The sequence below is a fragment of the Halostagnicola bangensis genome, assembly GCF_054653435.1.
This window is the reverse complement of sequence record NZ_BAAIGG010000002.1, coordinates 983250-1006462: the sequence shown is the minus strand read 5'-3', so window position 1 is coordinate 1006462 and position 23213 is coordinate 983250. Positions and strand designations below refer to the sequence as shown.

Sequence of the window (23213 nt, the reverse complement as noted above, 5' to 3'; positions counted from 1 at the left end):
GCTCAGAACCGCTCGTAGCCGTCGGTGTCGAGAACATGATGAGCGACGGTAATCGCCTGGTCCGCGTGGAGGCGCTTCGGGCCGAGCCGAAGCCGCCGATCGGCGTGCTCCTCGAGGAGTTCTTGTTCGTCCGCCGTGAAATCGCGGTGATCCGAGAGGACGAAGACGGGATCTGTCGGCACCGACGCGTCGACGACCGCCTCGCCGTCCTCGTGAAGCTGGACGAGCGTACCGTCCTCCGCGACCGCCTCGAGCGTGGCTTCGAATCCGCGTCGGTAGAGTTCGACGCCGGGGCTCGGCTCCGCCGGAAGCGCGCCGATGGCCTCCTCGCGGTGCTCGAGGGCCGTCCGAACGAGCGCGGCGGTCGAACGCTCGTCGGGGTGGAGATTCCGCAGTTCGCTCCCGTCGAAGGTGATCGCGAGTTCATCCTGAATCACGAGGTGGACGCGAACGTCCTCTCGAATGCCGTGGGAGGTCACGAACGATGCGGTGATCGAGCGACAGAGCGCGTCGAGTCTCCCCGCTCCGCCCGCGAGGTCGTCGAGGGAGAAGTTCGGTTCCGTCGGGACGTCGTGCCCGATGAGTACAAACTGGCGCATATCCGGAACGTGGGTCACCGCGGGGATAGCACCAGCGGTTCGACAGCGGCGAAACCGTCTCGCGGTACTCTGGGCACCCTCCTCGAGTTCCTCGAGAACGTCTTTGCTCTTTTCCGCCAAGCCGGGATGGACTCGAGTAGCGAGGTGATCTGCAGAGATACAGCGAGAGTGCCTCGAGGACAAGCCTCGGGGCACTTCACATAGCGACTACGACTCCGATTTGGTCCCCCGGCCTCGAGCGAGGAGCGACCGGACGTACCCCAGCCCGGGCATGCCGTCGCGGTACCAGACGATCGCGGCGGCGGCGAACAGGCCAAACTGGACGATTTCGTACGGGCCGAGCGCGTAGTAGGTAAGGATGGCGTCGAGGATACCGCCGACGGGTTCCTCCGGCGGCTGTTCGACCACGGGCCAGAGGAGGTACTCGGTCCCCGAGAAGTCGCCCCTGAGCACCGACAGCGGGATATCGGTGATAACGTGCGAAACGTGACCGATGACGAACGCCGTCCCGACCTCGAGACGGTCGAACCGAATCGCGAGCGCGTAGACGACGGAGACGAGCGCGATCGCGAAGAAGATCGAGTGACCGAGCGTTCGCCCCCCGGGAAGCACGTCGAACGTCCACGCCAGCGGTTTGTCGACGAGGTCCGGAAACTGCGAGCCGATCGCGAGCGCGATCGCCGGCAACGCACTCGGCGGGCGGTCGAATCGGCGATGCGTGTAGATACTGTACAGCAAGTACGCGACGCCGAGGTGTCCCCAGGGCCACATTATCTCTCTGGACGTTCTCGGGACATCGAAATAGCCGTGTCGACTCGCGGCTCCGACCTGCAGGTGCATGGCCAACCCCTTCGGTATCGACCGGTGGAGAGTAGTGATATGGCAACGACCCAATGCGACGGCAGTCGGTTAGTCGCCCTTCTCGAGGGGCGGGCGTGTCCGTCCTGTTCGGACGGGCGACTCGAGAAAGGACGCTACAAGGGAAACGAAGCGGTCATCTGCGATAGCTGCGAGACGCCACGCGCACAGTTGTGGTGAGCCCGATCGAATGTACCGTCTAACCGAATCCACGTATGACTGAACTACAGATCCCGCCGGAAGCCGACGAACGAGAAGCGATGGAACTGGTCGACGAACTGGTCGATATCGGTGACGTCGTCGACGTCGAGAGCTACGCGATGACGGGTGAGGAACGCATCGAAGTAACCGGTGAGATTACGGGGAGCCGTGATCCCGACTCCGAGCCGGCATACCTCGAACTCGACGGACAGCCCGTTGGCGAGGGGAGCGTTCCCTACGAAAAGATCGAGCGCGTCATTCGGAGAGAAGAGCGATAATGCACCAGGCACGAAGTTCCCTTCGAGTCGAATTCGACGCCGGAACGAGACGATGAATGTGTGCCGCTGCTCTTCTTGAACGCTGTCGATAGCCTTTCAAAGGCGCTCTCCCTCAAGTTGAATACGTGTTTACGATAGTCACGACGGTCCTCGTGGGCGCCGTCTTCGGCATCGCGTTGGCCGCCCCGCCGGGACCGATGAATGCCATTATTGCCGAGGAAAGCGTTCTCCGTGGATGGAGAGCCGGATTCAGCGCCGGACTCGGTGCCATGTTCGCGGATTTCGTCTTTTTCGTCGGTGCACTCGCGGGCGTCGTGGCGATCATCGATCAGTATCCGGTAATCAGGCCCGCTCTCTATCTCGTCGGCGGCGTTCTCATGCTGTACTTTGCCATGGGTGCGTTTCAGGAAGCGCGCTCCTCGAGTGGCTTTGTCGATGCGACCGACGGGGATTCGAACGGCTTTCGGAAGACGTTCGCCCTCTCACTGACGAACCCCTATCAGATCGGGTTTTGGCTCACCGTCGGCGTCGGTCTCCTCCAGTCCGGCACTCTCGACATTTTTGCTCACGTTCCGGGCGCTGGCGAAGCGCTTTCGGGGGCGCTGGTCGTCCAGACCGGTTCGGCCGCGCTGTTGCTCGGCTTCTTCATCGGGATCGCGGCCTGGATCGTGAGCTATCCGGCGGCGCTGGTTTCAGTGGGTCGGCGTATCGACGCCTTCGCTCCGGCTATTTCGGTACTAAGCGGCGTCGTTCTCCTCGGCTTCGGTGTCGTTTTCCTCGTAATGGGGGTCGGTGGTGTCGCTTGATGGTGTTTCCCCAATAACGTCACTTGAGGATTCTTTCGAAGGCGTCGCTCGGCGAACGAGTAACGGGGCTGAGTCTTTTCACTGTCCGGAAAAATCGTTACGGCGTTTCTGTTATCCGATATACCGCAGGTCGTCGTCGGTCGGCATCTCCATCGACTGCTGTTGTTGCTGTTGTTCCATCTCCTGAATCTTGCCGATGACGTCTTCCATCTCGTCGGCGCGCTCGTCGAGGGATTCGTACTCGAGTTCCATCCCGACGACCTCCTCGAGCACTTCCAACACCGCCCGAGCGCTCTTGGGATCGACGAGGTAGCCGCTGGTTTCGCCCATCAAACACGCCGCGTCGAATCCGCGTCGTGCGCCGAGTCCGAGCAAGAGGCCGCTCACGCCGACGATGCCGCCGGCCGGTTCGTCCTCGCGGAACTCGACGCCGACCTCCTCGAGGGAGTCGACGCGGGACTCGTCGGTAACTGCGCCGATGACCGCGTACTCTTCGATGAGCTCGCCCGTCGGAACCCCGCCCAGCGAGTAAATCTCCGACGTATCGAACTCGTCTGCGATGTCGAGAAACGCGGTGGTGAGCGCGTAGTGGCCGGCGTTGGTCTGTGCCTGGTGATCGCCGGTGAGCACGAGCATGTCGCGCCCGTCGGGGTTCGATACCGCGTGAAGGGTCGCACAGGTCAGTTCGGCGACGCCGTCCTCGATTGTCACCTGCGGCGGGAACTCGCGCGAATAGACGCGTCGAATCACGGTACTCTCTTCGTCGAGTTCCTCGAGAATGTGTTCTGCGGCGAGCGTTCCGACGTGTCCGACGCCGGGCAGCCCTTCGACGAGCACTGGGTCGTCGACCTCGACCTCGGCAACTGCGTCGATCTCGAGTTCGTCCATACCCGTATCAGCGATTGCGACGCTTAAGTGCGCGTCGGTACTCGCCGTGTTTGTCGGTCGGATCGAACGGTGCCGGCGCGCTGTTGACGGCGTTGGCTCCACACTCCGGGCACGTCTCAGAAAGCGTGTACACCGGACGTTCGTGGGTTGTTTCCCACGCCGAACACACCCGTATGTTAGATTTCATTCGTTCACCTCGTTCGCAGACGACAATGGGCGTGCGACGACTCGCTCGCTCACGTTCTTACTCGTCGTCGGTCTTGCGCTCGCGGTGGTACTCTCCGTCGCCGCCCTGTTCTTGGATCGCCGCAACCGCGCGGCTCGCGCTCTCCTCGAGCTGAGATTCGGCGGTCTTGTAGTTCGGTGCACGGACCTTGATGCGGTACTCCGGTGCACCGACGTAGACGACTTCGAGTTCGACTTCGTCCGGAACACCGGAAGACTCGCTCTGCTCGTCTTCCGAGCTCCCACTCGGACCGTCGGTTCTCGCGGAAACCTCGCCGTTTCCTTCGGCGGCCTCGAGCGCCTTACGGATGCCGTCGACGCCCGACGGGGAGGGGTTCTCGAGGTCGACATAGCCGGTGACATTGACGTAGGGTACCGAGACGTTTTCCCGAGCGGTTTCGACGAGTGCGTCGATCTCGTCGTCGGAGAGGTCGGTGTCCTCGAGCGCTTCCGCGCCGTGGATCGCCGCCTGCTTGAATCCGTCATAAAGGCTTCCGTGGACGCCGATCAGTTCGTTTGCGATCGCCGTGTAAGCCTCGTCGTCGCTGTCCTCCTCGAGCGCCAGATCCATCCAGTTGTCCGCCTTTTGCTCGTTTTTCCAGTCCTGGATCTTGTCCGAGCGCTGGTGGTCGTTGACGTCTTTTAGGGAGAGATCGATCTGTTCGTGGGATTCGTCGACGTCGAGGACTTTACAGACGACGATCTGGCCTTCGCGGACGTGGTCGCGGACGTTCTTGATCCAGCCGCTTGCGACCTCGGAGATGTGAATCAGGCCGCGCTTGTCCTGATACTCCTCGAGATCGACGAAGACGCCGAAGTCCTCAATCTCGTCGATCTTGCCGACGACGAGTTCGCCGGGGTCGGGCCAGCCACTGTACTTCATCGTGACTCGACTGTCTCTACGATCTCGTGGTCGATTTCGGCTTTACCGCCGGTCGGTCGGGCGAGCGTCGTTCCGCAGACGGCACACGCGACCTCCGTGGAGGCTTTTCCGAAGACGATCTGTTCGTTCTCGCAGTCACCGCAGTGGACGTTGTAGTAAGATCCTGCCATTGTAATCACTCCTGGAACTCGATTCGGCCGGCGCGCCATCCTTCTCGAAGGTGTGCGTTGCCACACTCGCTACAGCGGTATTTGAGGTCGGTCTTGTTCGTCGGTTTGTTCCCACTGGGAACTTTCGAGAACTTCCCGGAGTTACCGATCGAAGACGTCTGGCGTTTTCGCTGTCGGTCGGCAACCTTTTTCATCCCAGTCTGGCGACCGGTTCGAACCTTCTCGACTTCGTGCTGGTGATGTTCGTTACAGTGCGGACAGTACGTATTGAATCGGCGTGGCATCTGCATGGTTAGTTCACTTGAAGCAGGCTATGATTGCGCCGCTTAAAACCCGTTTGGTTCGTCGTCGCGGGAACCCCCCGACGGAACCCACACGGCGGTCGCGTCGGTAAGGGAACACGGTTTGGCGGCGACCATCATACTGCCGGCTGTAACTATGTGAAGATTTTCGCACTCCGGGTCGACGAAAATTGTGAACGACTTACAGCCGACAGTATCAGTTTGGCTCGAGGGGGAACGTTGGACTCGAGCCAGCTATTCATTCCGTGCTCGCCTCGCGGGCGGGCGCGAAGATCAAATTAAGTTGGGGAGATGATTTCCGTTGAGGCTGGTGAATGATATCTATTGAGGACGGTGGTCGATCCTGCAGTGGTACGTCCCGTTGCTAGTTCCCAACTGCGGGCTTCGAAGCGTTTAATCCGTTACCGTTCGAATCGCCGACTATGAAGCGGCTTATCATCCACGGCGACCCCGGTATTCGGAAGGGGGCTGTTATCGACTACGACGGGGAGGAGCTGGTCTGCTTCGGTATCAGTCGCAACGGCGAGTGGCACGGTCCCGAGGAGGTACAGCTCTGGTGTACCGTCGGTGCCGAATCCGAGTTCGACGAGTTCGAACGTCGGGAGTTTCTTCCGCACTTCCTCGACGTCGACCGCGTCGACGCCGAAGCCGTCGATGTGATTCGATCGCAGGGCGACCTCGCGGTGTAACCGTCGATAGACAGTTGGCAAGCGTAGTTTCGAACGACCGATACGGCCGACTCGAGTCCAGTTCAACGGGAAGCCGCTGTCAGAACGCTTTTCCTTACCGATTGGAAGTAATAGATACATATGGGTGGGTCTGCTGGTGTCGTTGTGCCCGCTATTCGGCCGGATATCGGTCTCAGTGAACGTTCTCCTCGAGAACTCGAGAAGCGACTCGATCCGAGAGGGGTGCCGGTACACGCGACGAATGTGTCGGTCCAACAGACGGCAACCATAGCACAGTTGTCCACTCAGGATCCACTAACGGAATCGTGCGGTCTCTGATGAGCTGATGAGTAAGTCATTCACGGAGGTTCTCCGAATTCGACTGTCCGCGCTTCGGTCTCGCGCTCGATTTACGCAGTTTGCCGGTGTCGGGCTCGTGGGTGCAACGGTCGACAATGTTGTTCTGTTCGCACTCGTCTCGCTCACGGCGCTCGGTCCCGTCGGCGGGAAAGTCATCGCCTGGATTTTCGCGATCAGCGTTATCTTCGCGATCAACGAACGTTGGACGTTCTCCTCGCACGGAAAGATAGGGCCACGAGCGCTGGTTCGTCGCCTTCTTAAGTCCTATCTCGTCCGATTTGCCGGGTTTCTCGTGACGCTTTCGGTGTTGACCATCCTGGTGTATTGGTTCACTGTTTGGTTCATGATCGCCAATGTGGTCGGAATCGGCGTCGGCTTTTTCGTCAACTACACCTGTGAGAGCCTTTACACGTGGAAGGTACACCGAGACTAACGGTAGAAACCCGCATACGGTAGCCGAATCACAACCCTTAACTAGGCAAACCCGATATGATATGATAGCGGGATGGGATAGCCAGGAGATTCCGGCGGGCTCATAACCCGCAGACCGGTAGTTCAAATCTACCTCCCGCTATGTTTTGGCGCGAACAAATTCGTGAGCGCCATCCATAGCACGAGTTGTTTGAACGAGAGAAGACCGGAGTGAAACGACGGTCTTCGCGTAGTTCAAATCTACCTCCCGCTACTTTTCGAGGCGAACAACAACGAGGAACGAAGTGACGAGTGTCGTGAGCCTCGAGAATCGTATAGAGTAGATTTGAATGAGACGAGGCGCGCGCAACGAAGTGAGCACGTCTCGACGTAGTTCAAATCTACCTCCCGCTATATTTTAGCGCGAACCAACTCGAGAGTACGTCTCGACATAGTTCAGAACATCTCTCGCTACTTTTGAGACGAGCACTATCCGGGCATAGCACGGTGGGAGCCGGAAGACCGAAGACGGACAGGGCCGGTCAGAAGGTGATACGATGCCGAGACGGGATTTGGGTTATCAACAACCGCGAGGAAAGGTCGAACCCACCAACGGATTCCGCGCTACCGCACGCGCGGCATCTGACCGAGAACCGAATGCCGAATTTTCGGACCGAGATAAATATGCAAAGCTGGTGAACTGTTCTGTTCCCGTATTCTCGAATGTGCAAATTTGTGTTCGAACGTGCACACCAATACACAAAAAACTCCATGCAAATTTTCGCAATCTTCTCCTACCGACTATGGACGAGTGACTGCTAATACCGCCAATAACCTTCTAATTTGCCAATAATATTCTCGACATAATGAATGGCAATACTAACTTATTTATGGTTTCCCCGTTGTACGTGTGATGTAGTATAACATGATCAATAATCTCCCAATACGAACGTTGTGGGTGTGCTGTGTAAATTGGGTGCTCGTTTGATGAATGTTCCAGGGGGAGACAGAGATACAAACAAAAATGGAGAATACAACTATGTCCCGACAATTGAGTTCGCGTGAATCGATTATTAACCGCCGTCGCGTCCTTCAGGGGATTGCAGCAGCCGGTGTCGCCGGCGTCGCCGGCTGTCTCGGGGGGAACGGCGACGAAGAAGTAGATATCGACGCCGCACTCGAGCGCAACGAGGTCGATGTCGACGAAATCGTCGAGGGGGGTCGCCTCGAGTTTGCCATTCCGAGAAGCAGCATTTCCGACTACGACCAGGCTCAGAGTACGCAGGCCGAAGACTCGGTGGTTTTCGAGGCCGTGTACGACGGATTGTTGACGACGAACTCCGACGCCGAATCCTACCTCTGGATGGCAGAGGAGTACGAGGCCGACGAGGCTAACGACGTCAGTGCGACCGATTACGAGGAGTATATGATCGAGGTGGAACCCGCCGAAGTCGAGGACGGGATCCCGGTTTTCGATCTTGACGACGACACTAATCTCGTCCTGATACAGCATCCGGACGATCTCCCCGCAGAAGACGGCGAATCGATTCGAGTTATCACTCGAGACGAAGCCGCTGACGCCGTCGCTGACGGCGTATTCGGCGTCCGGGTCGAGGGACGACTGCACGAAGGGATCGAGTTCCACAACGGCGAGGAACTCACCGCGGAGAACGTCGTTCGCTCTTACGACAGATACGTCGGCTCCGATAACCAGGGGCAGATGTTCGATAGCTTCCTTCACGCCGAAGCGACCGACGGCGACGACGGATACGAGTTCGAACTCTATGCTCAGGATCCAGACGCTGCGGCTTTCATCGAGTTGCCGCCCGTGATTTACCCCTCGGACCACTTCGACGTCCCGGCCGGGGAGTTGGACCCGCGCGACGACGAGGATATGGTACCGATTGGGACGGGACCCTACGAGGTCGCGGAGTTCGAGGAGAGCCAACAGCTCCTCCTCGAGCGCACCGATAACTACTGGGTCGAAGAAGTCGGCCTCGAGAACATCCCGTGGTACGACGGACCGGCGGAGTTCCCGGAGGGCCCCGTCATCGACGAAATCAACATCCGGTTCGTCGACGACAGTACTGGGCGGAGCAACGCCCTGGAAGACGGCGATGTCGATATCGCCTACGAGTTACCGTCCGAGGCCCGCAACAACTTCCATACGTCCGATGATTACGTGGTCTCTGCGACGGAGGCGCTCGGCTTTAAATTCATGCAGTTCCCGATGGACGACACCGATACCGGCGGTGCCTTCGCCGAACGGGAAGTCCGACAGGCGGTCAGCGCGCTTATCCCTCGCCAGCAGATTGTCGACCTCGTCGAGCAGGGGTGGGGTGATCCCGCCCAGGTTCCGTTTCCGTCGCCCGCCGCCGATCTTGGAACGGCCCAAGAATACGACGAAATCGTCGAGGAGGACTGGGCGTACAACGTCGAACCCGATGTTGAGGAGGCAGAAGCCTTGCTCGAGGAGGCAAGCGTCGAGACGCCGGTCGAGGTCGTCATCGAGACGAACTCCGACGACGACGAACGGGTCGACAAGATGGAACTCGTCGTCGACGAGTTAAACGACAGCGGCTTGTTCGAGGCCGAACTGGAAACCCCTGCGGAACTGGGTGACTGGACCTCGGAACTCTACACGGACGAAGCTCGAACTGATAACGCAGAACGTAACGCTCCGACCGTTATCGGTCTCGCCGGAACTCCTGACACCCACGGGTTCATCGAAGCGATCACCGACCCGGATAATTATAACGGCTGTTGTAACTTCTTCCTGGCGGAGGGGGTGCTTCCGGACGAGTTTGTCGATCAATTGCGGGGGTGTCGGTTCGGTGTCGACGTCGCCGAAGATCAGGACGCTCGACGGGCGGCGTACGACGAATTCTGGCCGGAGTACGCGGATATGTGTGCAAACACGATCGTCGACTACTCGTTGAACACCGGGACGACGAACGCGGATGTCGTCGGGTTCAACGTCCATCCACAGACGCAGATCATACTGAGTTACGCGCTGTACAACCCCGCGGACGAGCAGATCATCTACCTGGATCGGTAACGCAACTCGCTCAAAATTCATATAGGAATGAGTTTACAAAAGTACATATTACGGCGGGTCCTCACCTCTATTCCGGTGTTGTTCGGCGTTTCGGTAGTAACGTTCGGGGTTATGCACGCCGCTCCCGGCGATGTCGTCAGTCAGATGGTCGCGGCAAATCCCAACGTTCCACCCGGAGAATCCGTTCGACTCCGCGAGGAGTTCGGACTCAACGACCCCATCTGGGTTCAGTATCTCGACTGGATGCAGGGAATCTTCACCGGTGATTTCGGCGAGGTGTACTCCTCGAGTCGGAGCGCCGATACGATCGTAATGGCGCGGCTTCCGGAAACGCTCTTGCTCGGAGCGTTCGGTTGGGTGTTCGCGATACTGATCGCCGTTCCGGGAGGAATCTACGCGGCGGTCAACAAAGACGAACTCGGCGACGATGTCAGTCGATTTGCCGCCCTGTCGGGCATCTCGATCCCGAACTTCTGGCTGGGATTAATGTTGATGGCGATCTTCGCCGTCCAACTCGATCTCTTCCCGACGCTCGACCCGCAGACGGGCTTGCTCTCTCGAGAGATGCTCTGGTGGCTGATTCTCCCGGGAGTCACGATCGGAACGGCGGCCTCGGCGAACATGATGCGGATCATGCGGACGTCGATGGCCGAGGAATTGAACAAGGAGTACGTGACCGCAGCGCGTGCGAAGGGGCTTCCCGAACGAACCGTCATCCTCAAACACGTGTTGCGAAACTCGCTCATCTCGGTCACGACCGTCGCCGCGTTCCTCACCGCGAGTCTCGTCTCCGGGTCGGTCGTCGTCGAGGTCGTGTTCGCCTGGCCCGGCCTCGGGAGAGAACTCGTCGAGGCGATCCAGCTCCGGGAGATCAATCTCTTGATGGCGATCACGCTGCTGACCGGTGCGGTTGTCGTGCTCGCGAACTTGCTCGCGGACATCGTCTACGCACTGCTCGATCCACGAATTAGGGACGAATATTAACACAATCTATGTCAACAGAACGAGGACGAATTCAGATATCGGGGTTCGAAACGGGTGGTGTCGAAGACTGGGAGTCAGAGATCGCACAGGAAAAACAGGAGGAATACGTCGAACCGATGAGTTTGTGGCGGCGGATCGTGAGTCGCCTCGCGCGGGACCGACTGGCGCTCATCGGAATCGTCGTCGTCGTGCTGATGACGGTGACCGCGCTGGTGGCACGCCCCATCTCCGTGTCCGGCATGACCGTTCAACCCTTCTCGCTCGCACCGTTCGACCCGACTGCCACGGCGGTCGGTGGTCGACACGACGCTCCATCGATGACCCACTTGATGGGAACAAACCGGCAGGGACAGGACATACTCTCTCGAGTGATGGTCGGGGGCAGATACAGTATTTCGATCGGCCTCGTCGTGACCGCGATCGCGGCGACGGTCGGCGTGATCTACGGCAGCATTTCGGGCTACTTCGGCGGTTGGGTCGATAGCGTGCTGATGCGATTTCTCGACCTCGTGTTCGCGTTTCCGGCTCTCGTCCTGGCGCTGATCCTCGTCGCCCTGTTCGGCGGCGGATTCTGGCCGCTGGTCGGTGCGTTCGCACTCGTCGGATGGGCCTCCTACGCCCGTATCATCCGGGGCGAGATCCTGAAAGTCAAGCAAAACGAGTACGTCCTCGCCGCGAAGGCACTCGGCGCGCGGGATCGATCGGTTCTGTTCAGACACATCATCCCGAACGCGATCGCGCCGGTGGTCGTTCAGGCGACGCTGAGTATCGGCACCGTCGTTATCGGCGTCGCGGCGCTTGGCTTTCTCGGGATCGGATTTAGCCCCGGAACCTCCGAGTGGGGGACGATGCTCGACGCCGAGCGCGACACCCTCGCTACGGGTGCCGGCGGAGCGTGGTACTGGTGGGCAACCATCTTCCCTGGACTTATGATCTTCCTGTTCGTCATGTCGATGAACATGATCGGCGACGTCATCAACGACGCACTCGACACGCAGGTCGACGACGTTGGCCACGGAGGTGGCGGCTAATGGCTCTACTCGAGATCGACAACCTGACGGTTTCGTTCTACACGTCAGAGGGCGTCGTTACGGCTGTCGACGACCTCTCCTATACGATCGACGCCGGAGAGAAGTTCGGCGTGGTCGGCGAAAGCGGTGCGGGAAAGAGCGTCACCGCGCTGTCGCTGTTGCGCCTCATCGAGAGCCCCGGCGAGATAGAGTCGGGGTCGATTCGCTTTTGTGACCCCGACACCGTCGAGGAACTCGAGGAATCCTATCCCGAACACGTCGTCGATGTCGGCGAGCTCCGCCGGGAGTCTGATTTTGCGAACGTCATCGAGCGCCTCGAGGAACGCGGCGTCTCGGGGTTGGACGTGACCGGCAATCCGGAGCACGAAACCGCAGACTTACCGCGATTGCGTGCGGACGGCGAACTCGGCATACGCGATGTCATCGATCAGGGATACGCATCGGAGCTCGGCCTGATCGGCGAGGAGGATTTCATCGTCCACGACGGCGATACCAGCTACGTCGAACTGCTCCGCGCGCCGGAGCCGGCCGTTCGACGGCTCAGGGGGAACAACATCGCCATGATCTTCCAGGACGCCCAGACCGCACTCAACCCGGTCTACACTGTCGGCGAACAGATCGCCGAGGCGATCAGACACCACCTCGATTACGGCGACGAGGAGGCCAAACAACGGAGCATCGAACTGCTCGATACAGTCGGGATTCCGGACGCTGAGAACCGGTACACCGATTACCCCCACGAGTTCTCCGGCGGGATGCAACAGCGAGCCGTGATCGCGATGGCGCTCTCGTGTGATCCCGACGTGATTATCGCCGACGAGCCGACGACCGCCCTCGACGTGACGACCGAGGCGAAGATCCTCGAGCTCTTGGAGGAACTCACCGACGAGTTCGATACCGCGGTCCAGCTCATCACGCACGACCTCGGCGTCGTCGCCGAACTCTGCGATCGGGTGATGGTGATGTACGCGGGCCAGCCGGTCGAAAAATCGCCGGTCGAAGAGCTGTACTACGACCCGAAACACCCCTACACCGTCGGGTTGATGAGTTCGATTCCGCGAATCGGCGACGACCGCGACCGGTTGCAGACGATTCCCGGAACGATGCCCGATCTGATCGAAACGCCGTCGGGCTGTAGTTTCCATCCCCGCTGTCCGTACGCAGAAGAGATCTGCAAGCAAAAGGAGCCGCGATTGGTCGAGTTCGATGATGTCGAATCGGGGACCAGATCAGCGAAATGTCTCGAGTACACGGGTGACCTCGAGGACGGTATCGGATACACGGTTACCGTCGAAGACGATCACACCCCGACCGAATACGTCTCAAGTGAACATCATGAGTAGTCAGAACGAGCCGATCTTGCGAACGGAAACCCTCACGAAACACTACGAGTCGAGCAGCGGTTTTATCGACAACCTCCTCGGTCGGTCACAGCTCGTCAAGGCCGTCGACGGCATCGACCTCGAGTTGTACCCCGGCGAAACGCTGGGGGTCGTCGGCGAAAGCGGTTGCGGCAAGACGACGCTCGGCCGATCGATGCTTCGGCTTATCGAACCGACCGGCGGCTCGATTACGTACACCAAAGAGACGGCGGACGGCGAGCGCCGCGAGATCGAGTTGACGAACCTCTCGAGTTCGGATCTCCGGGACCTCAGAACGGATCTACAGTACATCTTCCAGGACCCGTTCTCGAGTCTGAACCCGCGTCTCACCGTCGGCGACATCGTCGGCGAACCGTTCGATATCCACGGTATCGCTTCGGGCGAAGAACGAAACGTGCGAGTCCAAAGCCTCCTCGAGACCGTCGGACTCAATCCGAGCCACGCCTACCGATACCCACACGAGTTCTCGGGCGGTCAGCGACAGCGAATCGGTATCGCACGCGCATTAGCCGTCGATCCGGAGATCATCGTCTGCGACGAGCCGGTGAGCGCCCTGGACGTCAGCGTGCAGGCCCAAATTCTCAATCTCCTCGAGGATCTGCAAGCGGAGTTCGACCTCTCTTATATCTTCATCGCTCACGATTTGAGCGTGGTCGAGCACATCGCAGATCGGATCGCCGTGATGTACCTCGGCGAGTTCGCCGAAGTCGGCACGACATCGGAGGTGTTCTCGGAACCGTACCATCCCTACACCGAGGCGTTGCTTTCCGCGATTCCCGAACCGGATCCGCTCTGGGAGGGGGAGAAAATCCTCCTCGAAGGGCAGGTACCCTCACCGATCGACCCGCCGACCGGCTGCCGGTTCCATACGCGGTGTCCGCGCGTAATCGCCCCCGAGGAGTTCGATGTCGCCCAATCGACGTGGCGATCGCTGCTGAATTTTACACTCCGCGCCGAGGACGCTCGTTCGGTTACGGAGCTGTTCACCATTACCGACGAGTCGGCTCGAGACGACGTGTCGACGCTCTCGCGGATGGAAATCGACGAACTGGTTCGCGAGGAGTTCGGTATCCCCGAGCGCGTCTCGGATCCGGCGGCGGAGGACCTCCTCTCGAGTTCGATCGACGAACTCCACTCCGAAAACGTCGATGCCGCCGCAGAGACGCTCGCCGAGCGGTTCGTTTCTCCGTGTGAAACGACTACTCCGACGGCTATCGAGCTGACTGAGACACACGAGATCGGCTGTCTCCGCTACGCTGATCGCTACGCTAGCCGAACGGCCGAACGCGGGCGCGAGGGTGCTGACGGGACGGCCGCCGACGATTGATAGGGTCGGTTGTCCCTGTGTACCGGTTTGTCGCCAGAGCGGGGTAGCAAACAGAGCGGGGTAGCAACTGGCCGGAAATGACTGACAACCGATCCTATGGGCCCTCGGAACAATTTAGGTGTTCTAACCACTATTATTCGGTAATGCGCCGGATATACGAGTCGGATGCACTTTCCCGGGACGACGATCACTTCTCCCCGAACGAGAACTCGTCCTCGGAGCGTCCCCAGGCGATGCGGTCCGTCAACGGGTCCGCCTGGAGTAAGCGTCTGATTCCGCATCTGCTCCGCCGCCGTGCCGTTTCGGTGCGCGTTAGGACGCCAAAGACCGAGTTTAGCCCCGATACGCCGATCCCGTTTACGGTGACGATGAAAAACGCGTTGCCGATTCCGATCACGATCAGAACGCGTTCGCCCGTTCGCTGGACGTGGTCGGTCGACGGCGCTCGGGAAGCCTCGAGAGTCGAGACGAGGGACCCGCCCGACAGGAGCGGCGAGTTACACTTCGATCGGGGCGAACGAGTCCGGTTTCGAAAACGTTGGTCGCAGCTGTTTCAGGTATCCAACCGGGAGTGGGAGCCGGCTGCCGAAGGTGAGTACACGATCAGCGCGGCTATCAACGTCGACAACCCGAAACGAGACGGGTTGTACGACGAAACGACCGTCCGTATTTCGCCGTGAATCGGATTCGGAACGCGACTCTTATCGGATCCCAAGGGGAACATCTGCGACTTCAGTCGCGGGAGTAGTCACTCGGCGGTCTCATCGCCGGTTACGTCGCTTTCGCGTTCGTCGTCCGTGTTCGACCTCGCGGCGACACCCTTCAACGCCAGATCCACATCAGCGCCGTCGTCGACACCCGTCGTCTGTTTTCCGAACCGCTTTAGGAGCCAGTCCGGGCCGTAGGTCTTCGTGAGCCGCGGCGTCCCCGGAACGAGGTATCCGCGGAGGTAAATCGTTACTCCCGACAGTGCGGCTATCACCGCTCCGATAGCCGTTGCGGCGGATCGTCCGCTGGTAGACAGCGCGACTGCCGCGGCCGCGAGTGCGAGCCCTATTGCGACCCCGACGTTCAGTATCGTACACGGAGTACACCGGTTCGATCCGGTGTGTTCGGGTCGGCGGAACCGCTCGAGCAGGTCTCTAAAACCCATTGCTACGTATCTCTCCTGACTCGGTATGAACGTTGTTCCCAATCGGACCATCGGCCACGACACCATCGGCCACGTCGCGACAAAAGTCGGTCTCAACCGGAGCCATCACGCGTCCGGAACGGCATCGGCAGAGAACTCGAGCAATCGCCGACCGCAGTCACGACAGTTGACCGTCACGACCTCGAGGTCGCCACAGCAGGATTCGACCGTCTCGTCACTGATCGAAACCTCGCCGTTGCAGAACGGACACTCGTCGTGAAACGACCGAAGCGATTGGAGTATGTTGTACCGTTGTCTGCCCGGAACGTCGGCCCAGCGGTCGGTTTCCGTCTGTAGTTCCCTGTCGGTTGCGACGTCCAACTCGAGTGCCGCGTCCGACGGCCAGTTTCGAACCGTCGCGTGGATCTTGTACGCGGTGTACTCCCGACCGGGATCCGTTACGTCGTCCTTGTTCGCTCCGAACATTGTAGCGACGTCGCTCGTCTCGACGCCGTCGACACGAACGCACTCGAGTTGCGTTTCGATCCGCTCGGTGAACTCGGGAGCAAAACGTAGGTTCTCGCCCCGTTCGGTCGGCTCGACGACCTCGAGGTCGAGAAGGAACGTCTCGGGGTCGACGGCGTTCCGTTTCCGGTACTCGATCCGGTCGGCCGCCGAGTCAGAATCAGACATACTGTCATCTGTGTGTCTATCACAAAAAGTCATTCGACGATTCGCGGTGGAACAGGATGTTCAGACAGATATCGAGTGATCGTTTTCGGTTCCTCCTTTTCAGGACCGTCACCGCAACTCGTTTCGCGCGGCTGTATCGGATTCTCGAGTATCGAGCGTATCGTTGATCGCGTCGCCGATCAGATTGATCGACAGCACGAAAAGGAAAATCGCGCCGCCGGGAAAGACCGTTACCCACCAGCGAACGTCGCCCCCCGGCCCGTGGATGATCGAGTCTCGAGCGCCCTCGAGCATCGTCCCCCACTCCGCGGTCGCCGGCGAGAGACCGAGGCCGAGAAAGCCAAGCGCGGCGACGCCGATGACGACCGTTCCGATGTTGAGCGTCGCGAGGACGATCACCGGCGGGATGGCGTTCGGGACGATGTGTCGGAATATGATCGATAAATCGCCGGCTCCGAGCGCTTTCGCCGCGACGACGTACTCCGATTCTTTGACGTTCAGGACTTCCCCGCGGATGAGTCGAGCGTAACTCGCCCACCCGAACAGCGAGAACGCGATCACGAGTTGCCAGTAGCCGCTTCCGAACATCGCGACGATAGCAAGCGCGAGTACGAGCCCCGGAAACGCGAGGATCATATCGACGAGACGCATCAGGAACTCGTCGATCCATCCGCCGTAGTACCCCGAAATCGAGCCGTACACGACTCCCACTGTGCTCGTGATCAGGACGACGATGAGGCCGATGGAGATGCTGTACCGACCGCCGGCGAGTACCCTCGAGAAGATATCGCGACCTTCGCCGTCGATCCCCATCGGATGTGTGACGGATGGCGGATCGTACGGCGAGACGTCGTGCGTGAGCCAGAGGATATCCGAGGGCGGATACGGCGCGAGCGAGACCGGCTGGACGGTCACGCCCCAGATCTCGATCGGACGAGCGAGGATCGCGACGATCGACATCGAGACGACGATGCAGAGACCGATCAGTGCCGAACGGTTTCGACTGAATTGCCACACTCCGCGTTGCCAGCGCCGGGGTGATTCGGTGCGCGTTTTCTTCCCCCGATCGGTCAGTTCCGCCGGATCGTTCGAATTCTCCCGATCGGTGACGGGCTCGGTATCGAATCCGGTTATCCGTATTCGGCCGCGCTCGGTTCGTCCCTTACTCATATCTGATCCTCGGATCGAGCACGGCATAGATGATGTCCGCGAGTAGGTTACAGAGGACGACGAACAAGCCGGTAAACAGCGTGATCGCTACGACGAGGTTAATCTCGTGGCCGTGAATCGCTTCGACGAGTTCCTGTCCGAGCCCGGGCCAGGCGAACACGACCTCGACGACGATAGCGCCCGCGACAATGCCGGCCGTCAACGTTGCCACGAGCGTAACCACGGAGCTCAGCGAGTTGCGAAGAACGTGTTTGTAGACGACCTGGCGCTCCGGAAGTCCTTTCGCCCTGGCTGCGGTGGTGTATTCCTTGTTCAGTTCCTCCGCCATCGAGCTCCGAAGCACTCGCATGATAGACGCGCAGGCGGCAGTCCCGACCGTAATTCCGGGCAGTATCAGGTGCCACAGCATCGACGGATGATAGAGCGGTTCTCGCGGTGGCTGGACGTTCCACCACCCCGCCCAGAGAACGAACGCGAGGATCAACAGGAGTCCGAGCCAGAAGTTCGGAACCGACGCCCCCGACAGGGCGACGACGCGGCTGACGGTGTCTCCGACCGTCCCCTTTCGGACGGCGGCGTACACCCCGGTCGGAATCGCGATGCCGAGGGCAAATAGCCAGCCAAAGACGCCGAGTGCGACGGTTTCGGGGAGCCGGAGGAAAAGCACTTCCGAGACCGTTCGGTTCGTCCCGTAGACATCGCCGAGGTCTCCGGTTACGACGTTTCCGATCCAGGTCAGGTACTGCTCCCAGACCGGTCCGTCGAGGCCGTACTGTGCGCGAAGTTGCGCCTCGTCGGCCGGTGTCACGTTTGGGTTCTGGGCGACCATTCGGCTAATCGGATCGCCCGGCGTCAGATGAACGAGCGAAAACGTGATCACCGAGACGCCAAAGAGGATCGGAACGATCAGCAACAGCCGTCGAACGATAAACCGTCGAAGGCTCATTGTTGGACGCTCGAGTCGTACCCGCGATCTTCGATGACTTCCTCTATCAACTCGACTGCGGCGTCCGGATCGAACGCGTTTTTCTCCCGAAGCTCGGACTCGAGCGCGTCGTAATCGGCCGTGCCCGTCCCGTGTGCGAGTTCCGGGAGCATCGTCCAGGCCGGCTCTCCCCAGCCGTCGAGGACTTCGTCGACGATCTGTTCTCGAGGAACGAGGTGATTGACGGCCTTTCGGAGTCGGTGGTCGTCCCAGGGCTCGACGGTGACGGGATACTGGAAGAACTGATAGCCGCCGCTCTGGACCGAATCGACGATATAACCGTCGTCCGAGTCGTACTCGTTGAGCGTCGAAGAGACGAGCCCGAACGTCACGTCGATCTCTCCGTTCTGCAGGGCGGCGCTCCGAGTCGAATCGTCCGAGATGATGTCGATGTCGATCTCGTCGATTACGGGCCCGGCGGGGAACCCGTCGGGGCCGTCGTACCACTCGAGGGCGTCGAGCCCGTTCTCCTCGAGCCAGTACCCGTCGTTTTTTGTCGCCACGAAGTACTGTCCGTCTTCGAACTCCTCGAACTCGTAGGGACCGGTCCCGATCGGTGCTTCTCCCTCGAGCGGATCGATTTCGTTGGCCCCCAGATCCGCCTGCTCGAGCGCGTGAATCTCGAAACCGGGCAGTTCTCGTTCGGCCTCGGCGTCCGGAATCTGCGCGTAGATATCGACGGTGTACTCGTCGACGGCATCGACGTGGAGCACCGAATCGAACGTCTGCGATGACATGTCGGAGTTTTCGTACCGCTCGACCGTCGAAACGACGTGGTCGGCGGTCAGTTCTTCGCCGTTGTGGAACGCGACGCCCTCTTGAAGGTGGTATCGGTACTGCATTCCGTAGACGCCCTCGTCGACCGCGTCGGCTGCGCCCTCGGGCGTGAGCATGCGAGCCTCGTCGTCGTCGATTCGGTCGTCGTCCGGGTGGACCGCGACCGCTTGCACCGGGCCGCCCTCGCCGAACTCGAGAACGCCTTTCTCGTCGGTCGGGACGGTTGTCATATACGGTTCGTACGCCCTGCGGTCGATATCTTGGACGTCTAACGCCTCGTACCGTTTTGCGAGCCAGGGATAGATGTTCCCCTCAGCATCCATCGTGGTTAGCCCTTCGAAAATAAGCGATTGTGCCGCCACCGAGTGTGTATCTGTGCTATACGGTGGATCGAACGAACTGATGTTCGCACCGATTCCGTACCGAAGCGTGCCACCTTCCTGGTAGTCCGACCAGTCAGTCTCAGCCGGGCGCTGTGCGTTCCGATCTACCCAGGTCAAGACTTCTTCTGACGGAGAGTGGAGCGCATATTTCAGCGTCCACTCCGAAAACGGGTACGGGGAGAACCCGCGGACGGCCGCCCGTCGAACGTACTCCTCTGTGAGGAATGTAATGATGGAGCTTCCCCGGAACTCGGCTAACTCGTGCCAGACCTCGTCGTATCGCCGTTCCCGGAGTTGGGGGTCATCGGCGACATCCGTTCCGAATCGGGCGCGATCGATCAGCTCGTCGAGTTCGTCGTATCCGAGTCCGTTCAGGTTGCAACATTGCCCCCGGTTCGCCGTCCCGTGGAGCGAGTCACAGTAACTCTCCGGATTGAAGGTCCCCGAAAGGCTGAGAAACGGAACGTGTCCGTACTGGGGGTAGTCGTCTTCGAAAACCCGTTCAAGGAAATCGTCGAAATCATGCTCTTCGACATCGACCTCGAAGTAGCCGGTGCTCTCCATCATCTGGGCGATAGCGGCTGTCCACTCGAGTCGGTCGCTGTTGTCCGTATCGACCTCTAACTGAACCCCGAGGGGAAACGACACTTCGTCGTCCTCGGTGAGACAGCCTGCCGTGGTTACAACGACGGCCGAACCGATCCCGGAGAGCAGTTGGCGACGAGTTAGGGCCTTCGATGACCGGTTGTCCCATTGGTTCATGACTCAACCATGTGACTCGGATACACACTCTGTTGTTGTTTCAAATCGAATTAAATATTCCGTCGGCCGAATTTTCGGGACCGTGATCAGTCTCCTTGTTCGTCGACGATAACGACCTCTCCGTCGACGACATCGACGTTAATCAGAGTTTTGACATGATGGTCGATATCGGCGACTTTGTTCTCGCCGCCGACTTTCTTGATGACCGCAACCGTGTCGATTACCTCGGCACCGATACCGTCTAGGGCCTCGAGGACGGCCGCGAGCGTGCCACCGGTCGAGAGCACGTCGTCGAGAACGAGGACGCGCTCGCCCTCGCGAACGTCGTTGATGTACATCTCGTTTTCCGAGTAGCCGGTCTGCTGGGAAATCGCAACTTCGTCTTCGAGGCCGTACTTTCGCTTTCGGATCACCGTCAGCGGGATGTCCGTCATCAGAGACACCGCAGTAGAAATATGGATACCCATGGCCGCGGGCGTGACGATACGGTCGACCTCCTCAAGGTTCGCTTTCCGAATAATCCGAATAACGATCTCTCGCAGGAGGCCGGGATCGAGTTTCGGAACGCCGTCGCTGATCGGATGCACGAAGTAATGATAACCCTCTTTCTCGATAATCGGGGCCTCGAGCAACGACCGTTGTAACTGATCCATGTCGTGGATGGGTCGGTTAGGGAGTAAAAGTTGACGATCCCTCGGTCACCGGCGGGATCAGTTGAAGAACCGATAATTCAGTACTGCTGGCGTTCGATCGGGAGCTCGTCAGATCGAGGCTCCGTTCTCGAGAACGACGGCGAGTGATTCGGCGATCTCGCCGCCGAGTCCGGCCTTTGTTCCCTCATAGCGCGCCGCGTTCTCCTCGTGGACTAGTAGTGCGCGGGTCCGATCCGAGCCCATAACGCTCGCGTCGTTCGCGACGACGAACGTTAGATCCGTGCGATCGAGGCTCGTTCGCGCCGTTTCGATCATCGCCTCGTCGTCGCCGGTCGTTTCGGTCTTGAAGCCGACTATCGGGAGATTCGGATATCGTTCCCGGACTTCGTCGATCACCTTCGCCGTCGGCTCGAGATCGAGCGTTCGGTCCGCTCCGGAGCGAAGCTTTTCGGCGCTCGACTCGACCGTGTAGTCGCCGATCGCCGCCGCCGAAACGAGCGCGTCGCCGGTCGAGCAGCGCTCGATCGTCGCCTCGAGCATTTCCCCGGCGGTTTGGACCTGCTCGAGGGCGGCATACGGAAGTTCGGCTCCGCCGTCGGTAGCCGCCGACGCGCCGGCGATCGCCGATGCTCGAGCGATGGATTGTGGCCCGACGACGCCGTGGACGAGCGTCACGTCCGCGCCGCGAACGTAACAGGCTCGCGCGACGGCTCGTCCCATCCGTCCCGACGAGCGGTTCGTCAGCACTCGGACGGGATCGATCGACTCGCTGGTCGCGCCGCTCGTGACAACGACGTGTTCGCCCTCGAGCGAGCGGTCGCCGACCGCTCGAGCGGTTTCACAGACGATGGCTTCCTCGCTGGCTATCTTCGCTTTTCCCTCCTCGATCCGGGGATCGACGAACTCGACGCCCCAGTCGTCGACGGTTTCGATCGCCTCGAGGACGCCAGGATGGTCGTACATCGGTTCGTGCATGGCGGGGGCGATGACGACCGGCGTATCCGCTCCCAGCGCGGTCGTCGCATACGTTGTCACCGGCGTGTCGTCGACGGCGCCGGCGATCTTTCCGACCGTGTTCGCCGTCGCCGGCGCGATCAGCAGGACGTCGGCCCAGCCATCGTAGCCGCACAACTCGACGTGCTCGACGCCGCCCGTGATTTCCGTCACGACATCGTTCTCCGTGGCGAACTCGAGCGCCCACGGATGGATGATCCCCCGGGCGCTGTCGGTCATCACGCCACGAACTTCGGCACCCCGACGTCGCAGTTCGTGGGCGAGTTCGACCGTCTTGACGGCGGCGATCGATCCTGACACCCCGAGCGCGACGTTGACTCCCTCGAGCATTCGTTTGTCTTTCTTGGGGGAGGTATGTTAAGCGTAGCGAGGGATGACCGGCGTTATCACGTGTGGCTACAGACCGCTGTTCTCCTCCTCCCGATCCACGCTGGGATGCATCGTCGGCTTCTCCTCGAGCGGTTCCGCGAAGGCCTCGAGGATCGTCTCTCGGGCCGCTTCGTCCCGTCGAAGCCGTTCCTCGTCGTCGATCTCTTCACAGCCCGGCGGCACGTCCCGGTCGCGGCCGGTAAAGTATCCCTCGGGGACGACCCAGTCGTGATAGAAGTTGACGTCCGAATCGTGGATCGCCGTCAGCCCGACTTTCGAGCCGTGGCCGGCGGCGACGATCGTCTGGTGTGGTTCGCCGGCGAGACGCCCCGCCGCGTAGACTCCCTCGACCGCGGTTCGTCCGTCCTCGTCGACGCTCACGTAGTGTTTGCTCCCGCGCTGGATTCGACCCACGTCCAGCGGGACAAGGTACTCGCTGTCGGACCACGAGGCGGCGATCACCCGTTGGGCTTCGATCGGCTCGCCGCCCTCGGTCTCGAGGACGAACCCCGATTCGGGATCCGTCTCGTCGATTTGCTCGACGCTCGAGACGCGTCCGAGTTCGACTTCGACGCCCGCGTTCTGTGCCTGTTCGTGGACGAGGCGCAGGTACCGCCGTGCATCGATTCCGTCCGGAAAGCCGGGGTAGTTCTCGAGGCTGGCGTTACGGGCGAGGATGGATTCTCCGCCGTCGATGACGATGGTATCCAGCCCTGCTCGAGCGGTGAAGATCGATGCGGCGAGTCCGGCGACGCCGCCGCCGACGATACAAATGTCTCGCATAGTCAGGTGTTTTCGTCCGGTGTATAGAAAGCTAGTGACTCCTTCGAATCGCGACTATACG

General features: G+C 60.2%; 26 protein-coding genes and 1 tRNA gene. 12 read left to right on the top strand and 15 right to left on the bottom strand.

What is annotated here, in order from left to right:
* Nucleotides 1–2: 2 nt before the first annotated feature.
* Together trmY and ACYQ14_RS06645 are read right to left on the bottom strand one after the other, a co-directional pair.
* Nucleotides 3–599, bottom strand: coding sequence for a tRNA (pseudouridine(54)-N(1))-methyltransferase TrmY (gene trmY, locus ACYQ14_RS06650; RefSeq protein WP_459890005.1), 597 nt, complete (start codon nucleotides 597–599; stop codon nucleotides 3–5).
* 207 nt (nucleotides 600–806) lie between these two features.
* Nucleotides 807–1370: a metal-dependent hydrolase gene (locus tag ACYQ14_RS06645; RefSeq protein ID WP_459890003.1), complete on the bottom strand. Its 564-nt coding sequence runs from the start codon at nucleotides 1368–1370 to the stop codon at nucleotides 807–809.
* A 108-nt stretch (nucleotides 1371–1478) separates the two neighbouring features.
* Here ACYQ14_RS06645 and ACYQ14_RS06640 point away from each other — a divergent pair, with 108 nt between their 5' ends.
* The 3 genes from ACYQ14_RS06640 to ACYQ14_RS06630 all read left to right on the top strand — a co-directional run bounded on the left by ACYQ14_RS06640 (nucleotide 1479) and on the right by ACYQ14_RS06630 (nucleotide 2742).
* Complete coding sequence (locus tag ACYQ14_RS06640) at nucleotides 1479–1637, top strand: HVO_A0556 family zinc finger protein (RefSeq protein WP_283834639.1); 159 nt, start codon at nucleotides 1479–1481, stop codon at nucleotides 1635–1637.
* A gap of 35 nt (nucleotides 1638–1672) precedes the next feature.
* Nucleotides 1673–1936, top strand: coding sequence for a hypothetical protein (locus tag ACYQ14_RS06635; protein ID WP_459886229.1), 264 nt, complete (start codon nucleotides 1673–1675; stop codon nucleotides 1934–1936).
* A 125-nt stretch (nucleotides 1937–2061) separates the two neighbouring features.
* Nucleotides 2062–2742, top strand: coding sequence for a LysE family translocator (locus ACYQ14_RS06630; protein ID WP_459886226.1), 681 nt, complete (start codon nucleotides 2062–2064; stop codon nucleotides 2740–2742).
* A 111-nt stretch (nucleotides 2743–2853) separates the two neighbouring features.
* On the opposite strand, the gene ACYQ14_RS06625 is transcribed toward ACYQ14_RS06630, so the two are convergent.
* The 5 genes from ACYQ14_RS06625 to ACYQ14_RS06605 are packed head-to-tail and all read right to left on the bottom strand — an operon-like array spanning nucleotide 2854 to nucleotide 5198.
* Nucleotides 2854–3630 (bottom strand): proteasome assembly chaperone family protein, encoded by a 777-nt coding sequence (locus ACYQ14_RS06625; RefSeq protein ID WP_459886223.1) that lies wholly within the window; start codon nucleotides 3628–3630, stop codon nucleotides 2854–2856.
* Nucleotides 3631–3637: 7 nt separating this feature from the next.
* Complete coding sequence (locus ACYQ14_RS06620) at nucleotides 3638–3817, bottom strand: RNA-protein complex protein Nop10 (protein ID WP_459886220.1); 180 nt, start codon at nucleotides 3815–3817, stop codon at nucleotides 3638–3640.
* Between the two features lie 57 nt (nucleotides 3818–3874).
* Complete coding sequence (locus tag ACYQ14_RS06615) at nucleotides 3875–4738, bottom strand: translation initiation factor IF-2 subunit alpha (protein ID WP_459886217.1); 864 nt, start codon at nucleotides 4736–4738, stop codon at nucleotides 3875–3877.
* Nucleotides 4735–4908: a 30S ribosomal protein S27e gene (locus ACYQ14_RS06610; RefSeq protein WP_283834633.1), complete on the bottom strand. Its 174-nt coding sequence runs from the start codon at nucleotides 4906–4908 to the stop codon at nucleotides 4735–4737. Before ACYQ14_RS06610 ends, ACYQ14_RS06615 begins: the two co-directional genes overlap by 4 nt.
* 5 nt (nucleotides 4909–4913) lie before the next feature.
* Nucleotides 4914–5198 carry a 50S ribosomal protein L44e gene (locus ACYQ14_RS06605; RefSeq protein WP_283834632.1) on the bottom strand — a complete coding sequence of 95 codons (285 nt, stop codon included), beginning with the start codon at nucleotides 5196–5198 and terminating at the stop codon, nucleotides 4914–4916.
* Nucleotides 5199–5632: 434 nt separating this feature from the next.
* Between ACYQ14_RS06605 and ACYQ14_RS06600 the strand changes: the two genes are divergently transcribed.
* From ACYQ14_RS06600 to ACYQ14_RS06560, 9 genes are all read left to right on the top strand, one after another.
* Nucleotides 5633–5899: an HAH_0734 family protein gene (locus ACYQ14_RS06600; RefSeq protein WP_459886213.1), complete on the top strand. Its 267-nt coding sequence runs from the start codon at nucleotides 5633–5635 to the stop codon at nucleotides 5897–5899.
* 325 nt (nucleotides 5900–6224) lie between these two features.
* Nucleotides 6225–6671 (top strand): GtrA family protein, encoded by a 447-nt coding sequence (locus tag ACYQ14_RS06595; RefSeq protein ID WP_459886210.1) that lies wholly within the window; start codon nucleotides 6225–6227, stop codon nucleotides 6669–6671.
* A gap of 66 nt (nucleotides 6672–6737) precedes the next feature.
* Nucleotides 6738–6812, top strand: a tRNA-Met gene (locus ACYQ14_RS06590).
* Nucleotides 6813–7688: 876 nt separating this feature from the next.
* On the top strand, nucleotides 7689–9707 hold the full coding sequence (locus tag ACYQ14_RS06585) for an ABC transporter substrate-binding protein (protein WP_459886207.1): 2019 nt from the start codon (nucleotides 7689–7691) through the stop codon (nucleotides 9705–9707).
* A 27-nt stretch (nucleotides 9708–9734) separates the two neighbouring features.
* Nucleotides 9735–10691, top strand: coding sequence for an ABC transporter permease (locus tag ACYQ14_RS06580; RefSeq protein ID WP_459886204.1), 957 nt, complete (start codon nucleotides 9735–9737; stop codon nucleotides 10689–10691).
* 8 nt (nucleotides 10692–10699) lie between these two features.
* On the top strand, nucleotides 10700–11722 hold the full coding sequence (locus ACYQ14_RS06575) for an ABC transporter permease (RefSeq protein ID WP_459886202.1): 1023 nt from the start codon (nucleotides 10700–10702) through the stop codon (nucleotides 11720–11722).
* The gene (locus ACYQ14_RS06570) at nucleotides 11722–13065 is read left to right on the top strand and encodes an oligopeptide/dipeptide ABC transporter ATP-binding protein (protein WP_459886200.1); all 1344 of its coding nucleotides are present in this window, start codon (nucleotides 11722–11724) and stop codon (nucleotides 13063–13065) included. Before ACYQ14_RS06575 ends, ACYQ14_RS06570 begins: the two co-directional genes overlap by 1 nt.
* Nucleotides 13058–14431 carry an ABC transporter ATP-binding protein gene (locus ACYQ14_RS06565; protein WP_459886197.1) on the top strand — a complete coding sequence of 458 codons (1374 nt, stop codon included), beginning with the start codon at nucleotides 13058–13060 and terminating at the stop codon, nucleotides 14429–14431. Before ACYQ14_RS06570 ends, ACYQ14_RS06565 begins: the two co-directional genes overlap by 8 nt.
* A gap of 143 nt (nucleotides 14432–14574) precedes the next feature.
* Nucleotides 14575–15111: a DUF7974 family protein gene (locus ACYQ14_RS06560; RefSeq protein WP_459886194.1), complete on the top strand. Its 537-nt coding sequence runs from the start codon at nucleotides 14575–14577 to the stop codon at nucleotides 15109–15111.
* 68 nt (nucleotides 15112–15179) lie between these two features.
* On the opposite strand, the gene ACYQ14_RS06555 is transcribed toward ACYQ14_RS06560, so the two are convergent.
* The 8 genes from ACYQ14_RS06555 to ACYQ14_RS06520 all read right to left on the bottom strand — a co-directional run bounded on the left by ACYQ14_RS06555 (nucleotide 15180) and on the right by ACYQ14_RS06520 (nucleotide 23152).
* Entirely contained in the window at nucleotides 15180–15584 is a 405-nt protein-coding gene (locus ACYQ14_RS06555; protein WP_459886191.1) for a DUF8054 domain-containing protein, read from the bottom strand.
* A gap of 105 nt (nucleotides 15585–15689) precedes the next feature.
* Complete coding sequence (locus ACYQ14_RS06550) at nucleotides 15690–16256, bottom strand: DUF8054 domain-containing protein (protein ID WP_459886188.1); 567 nt, start codon at nucleotides 16254–16256, stop codon at nucleotides 15690–15692.
* Nucleotides 16257–16364: 108 nt separating this feature from the next.
* Entirely contained in the window at nucleotides 16365–17426 is a 1062-nt protein-coding gene (locus tag ACYQ14_RS06545; RefSeq protein ID WP_459886185.1) for an ABC transporter permease, read from the bottom strand.
* Nucleotides 17419–18372 (bottom strand): ABC transporter permease, encoded by a 954-nt coding sequence (locus tag ACYQ14_RS06540; protein WP_459886182.1) that lies wholly within the window; start codon nucleotides 18370–18372, stop codon nucleotides 17419–17421. The genes ACYQ14_RS06545 and ACYQ14_RS06540 overlap by 8 nt, the downstream gene beginning before the upstream one ends.
* The gene (locus tag ACYQ14_RS06535) at nucleotides 18369–20333 is read right to left on the bottom strand and encodes an ABC transporter substrate-binding protein (protein WP_459886180.1); all 1965 of its coding nucleotides are present in this window, start codon (nucleotides 20331–20333) and stop codon (nucleotides 18369–18371) included. The genes ACYQ14_RS06540 and ACYQ14_RS06535 overlap by 4 nt, the downstream gene beginning before the upstream one ends.
* An 86-nt stretch (nucleotides 20334–20419) precedes the next feature.
* A complete protein-coding gene (gene hpt, locus ACYQ14_RS06530) occupies nucleotides 20420–20986 on the bottom strand; it encodes a hypoxanthine/guanine phosphoribosyltransferase (RefSeq protein ID WP_283834618.1) in 567 nt (188 codons plus the stop codon).
* A gap of 108 nt (nucleotides 20987–21094) precedes the next feature.
* Entirely contained in the window at nucleotides 21095–22330 is a 1236-nt protein-coding gene (gene coaBC / locus ACYQ14_RS06525) for a bifunctional phosphopantothenoylcysteine decarboxylase/phosphopantothenate--cysteine ligase CoaBC (protein ID WP_459886176.1), read from the bottom strand.
* Between the two features lie 66 nt (nucleotides 22331–22396).
* Nucleotides 22397–23152 carry an NAD(P)/FAD-dependent oxidoreductase gene (locus ACYQ14_RS06520; protein WP_459886174.1) on the bottom strand — a complete coding sequence of 252 codons (756 nt, stop codon included), beginning with the start codon at nucleotides 23150–23152 and terminating at the stop codon, nucleotides 22397–22399.
* Nucleotides 23153–23213: the final 61 nt, after the last annotated feature.

Coding starts and splice junctions, on each gene's coding strand:
- trmY (WP_459890005.1), bottom strand. CDS start 599: ATGCGCCAGTTTGTACTCATCGGGCACGACGTCCCGACGGAACCGAAC.
- ACYQ14_RS06645 (WP_459890003.1), bottom strand. CDS start 1,370: ATGTGGCCCTGGGGACACCTCGGCGTCGCGTACTTGCTGTACAGTATC.
- ACYQ14_RS06640 (WP_283834639.1), top strand. CDS start 1,479: ATGGCAACGACCCAATGCGACGGCAGTCGGTTAGTCGCCCTTCTCGAG.
- ACYQ14_RS06635 (WP_459886229.1), top strand. CDS start 1,673: ATGACTGAACTACAGATCCCGCCGGAAGCCGACGAACGAGAAGCGATG.
- ACYQ14_RS06625 (WP_459886223.1), bottom strand. CDS start 3,630: ATGGACGAACTCGAGATCGACGCAGTTGCCGAGGTCGAGGTCGACGAC.
- ACYQ14_RS06620 (WP_459886220.1), bottom strand. CDS start 3,817: ATGAAATCTAACATACGGGTGTGTTCGGCGTGGGAAACAACCCACGAA.
- ACYQ14_RS06615 (WP_459886217.1), bottom strand. CDS start 4,738: ATGAAGTACAGTGGCTGGCCCGACCCCGGCGAACTCGTCGTCGGCAAG.
- ACYQ14_RS06610 (WP_283834633.1), bottom strand. CDS start 4,908: ATGGCAGGATCTTACTACAACGTCCACTGCGGTGACTGCGAGAACGAA.
- ACYQ14_RS06605 (WP_283834632.1), bottom strand. CDS start 5,198: ATGCAGATGCCACGCCGATTCAATACGTACTGTCCGCACTGTAACGAA.
- ACYQ14_RS06600 (WP_459886213.1), top strand. CDS start 5,633: ATGAAGCGGCTTATCATCCACGGCGACCCCGGTATTCGGAAGGGGGCT.
- ACYQ14_RS06595 (WP_459886210.1), top strand. CDS start 6,225: ATGAGTAAGTCATTCACGGAGGTTCTCCGAATTCGACTGTCCGCGCTT.
- ACYQ14_RS06585 (WP_459886207.1), top strand. CDS start 7,689: ATGTCCCGACAATTGAGTTCGCGTGAATCGATTATTAACCGCCGTCGC.
- ACYQ14_RS06580 (WP_459886204.1), top strand. CDS start 9,735: ATGAGTTTACAAAAGTACATATTACGGCGGGTCCTCACCTCTATTCCG.
- ACYQ14_RS06575 (WP_459886202.1), top strand. CDS start 10,700: ATGTCAACAGAACGAGGACGAATTCAGATATCGGGGTTCGAAACGGGT.
- ACYQ14_RS06570 (WP_459886200.1), top strand. CDS start 11,722: ATGGCTCTACTCGAGATCGACAACCTGACGGTTTCGTTCTACACGTCA.
- ACYQ14_RS06565 (WP_459886197.1), top strand. CDS start 13,058: ATGAGTAGTCAGAACGAGCCGATCTTGCGAACGGAAACCCTCACGAAA.
- ACYQ14_RS06560 (WP_459886194.1), top strand. CDS start 14,575: ATGCGCCGGATATACGAGTCGGATGCACTTTCCCGGGACGACGATCAC.
- ACYQ14_RS06555 (WP_459886191.1), bottom strand. CDS start 15,584: ATGGGTTTTAGAGACCTGCTCGAGCGGTTCCGCCGACCCGAACACACC.
- ACYQ14_RS06550 (WP_459886188.1), bottom strand. CDS start 16,256: ATGTCTGATTCTGACTCGGCGGCCGACCGGATCGAGTACCGGAAACGG.
- ACYQ14_RS06545 (WP_459886185.1), bottom strand. CDS start 17,426: ATGAGTAAGGGACGAACCGAGCGCGGCCGAATACGGATAACCGGATTC.
- ACYQ14_RS06540 (WP_459886182.1), bottom strand. CDS start 18,372: ATGAGCCTTCGACGGTTTATCGTTCGACGGCTGTTGCTGATCGTTCCG.
- ACYQ14_RS06535 (WP_459886180.1), bottom strand. CDS start 20,333: ATGAACCAATGGGACAACCGGTCATCGAAGGCCCTAACTCGTCGCCAA.
- hpt (WP_283834618.1), bottom strand. CDS start 20,986: ATGGATCAGTTACAACGGTCGTTGCTCGAGGCCCCGATTATCGAGAAA.
- coaBC (WP_459886176.1), bottom strand. CDS start 22,330: ATGCTCGAGGGAGTCAACGTCGCGCTCGGGGTGTCAGGATCGATCGCC.
- ACYQ14_RS06520 (WP_459886174.1), bottom strand. CDS start 23,152: ATGCGAGACATTTGTATCGTCGGCGGCGGCGTCGCCGGACTCGCCGCA.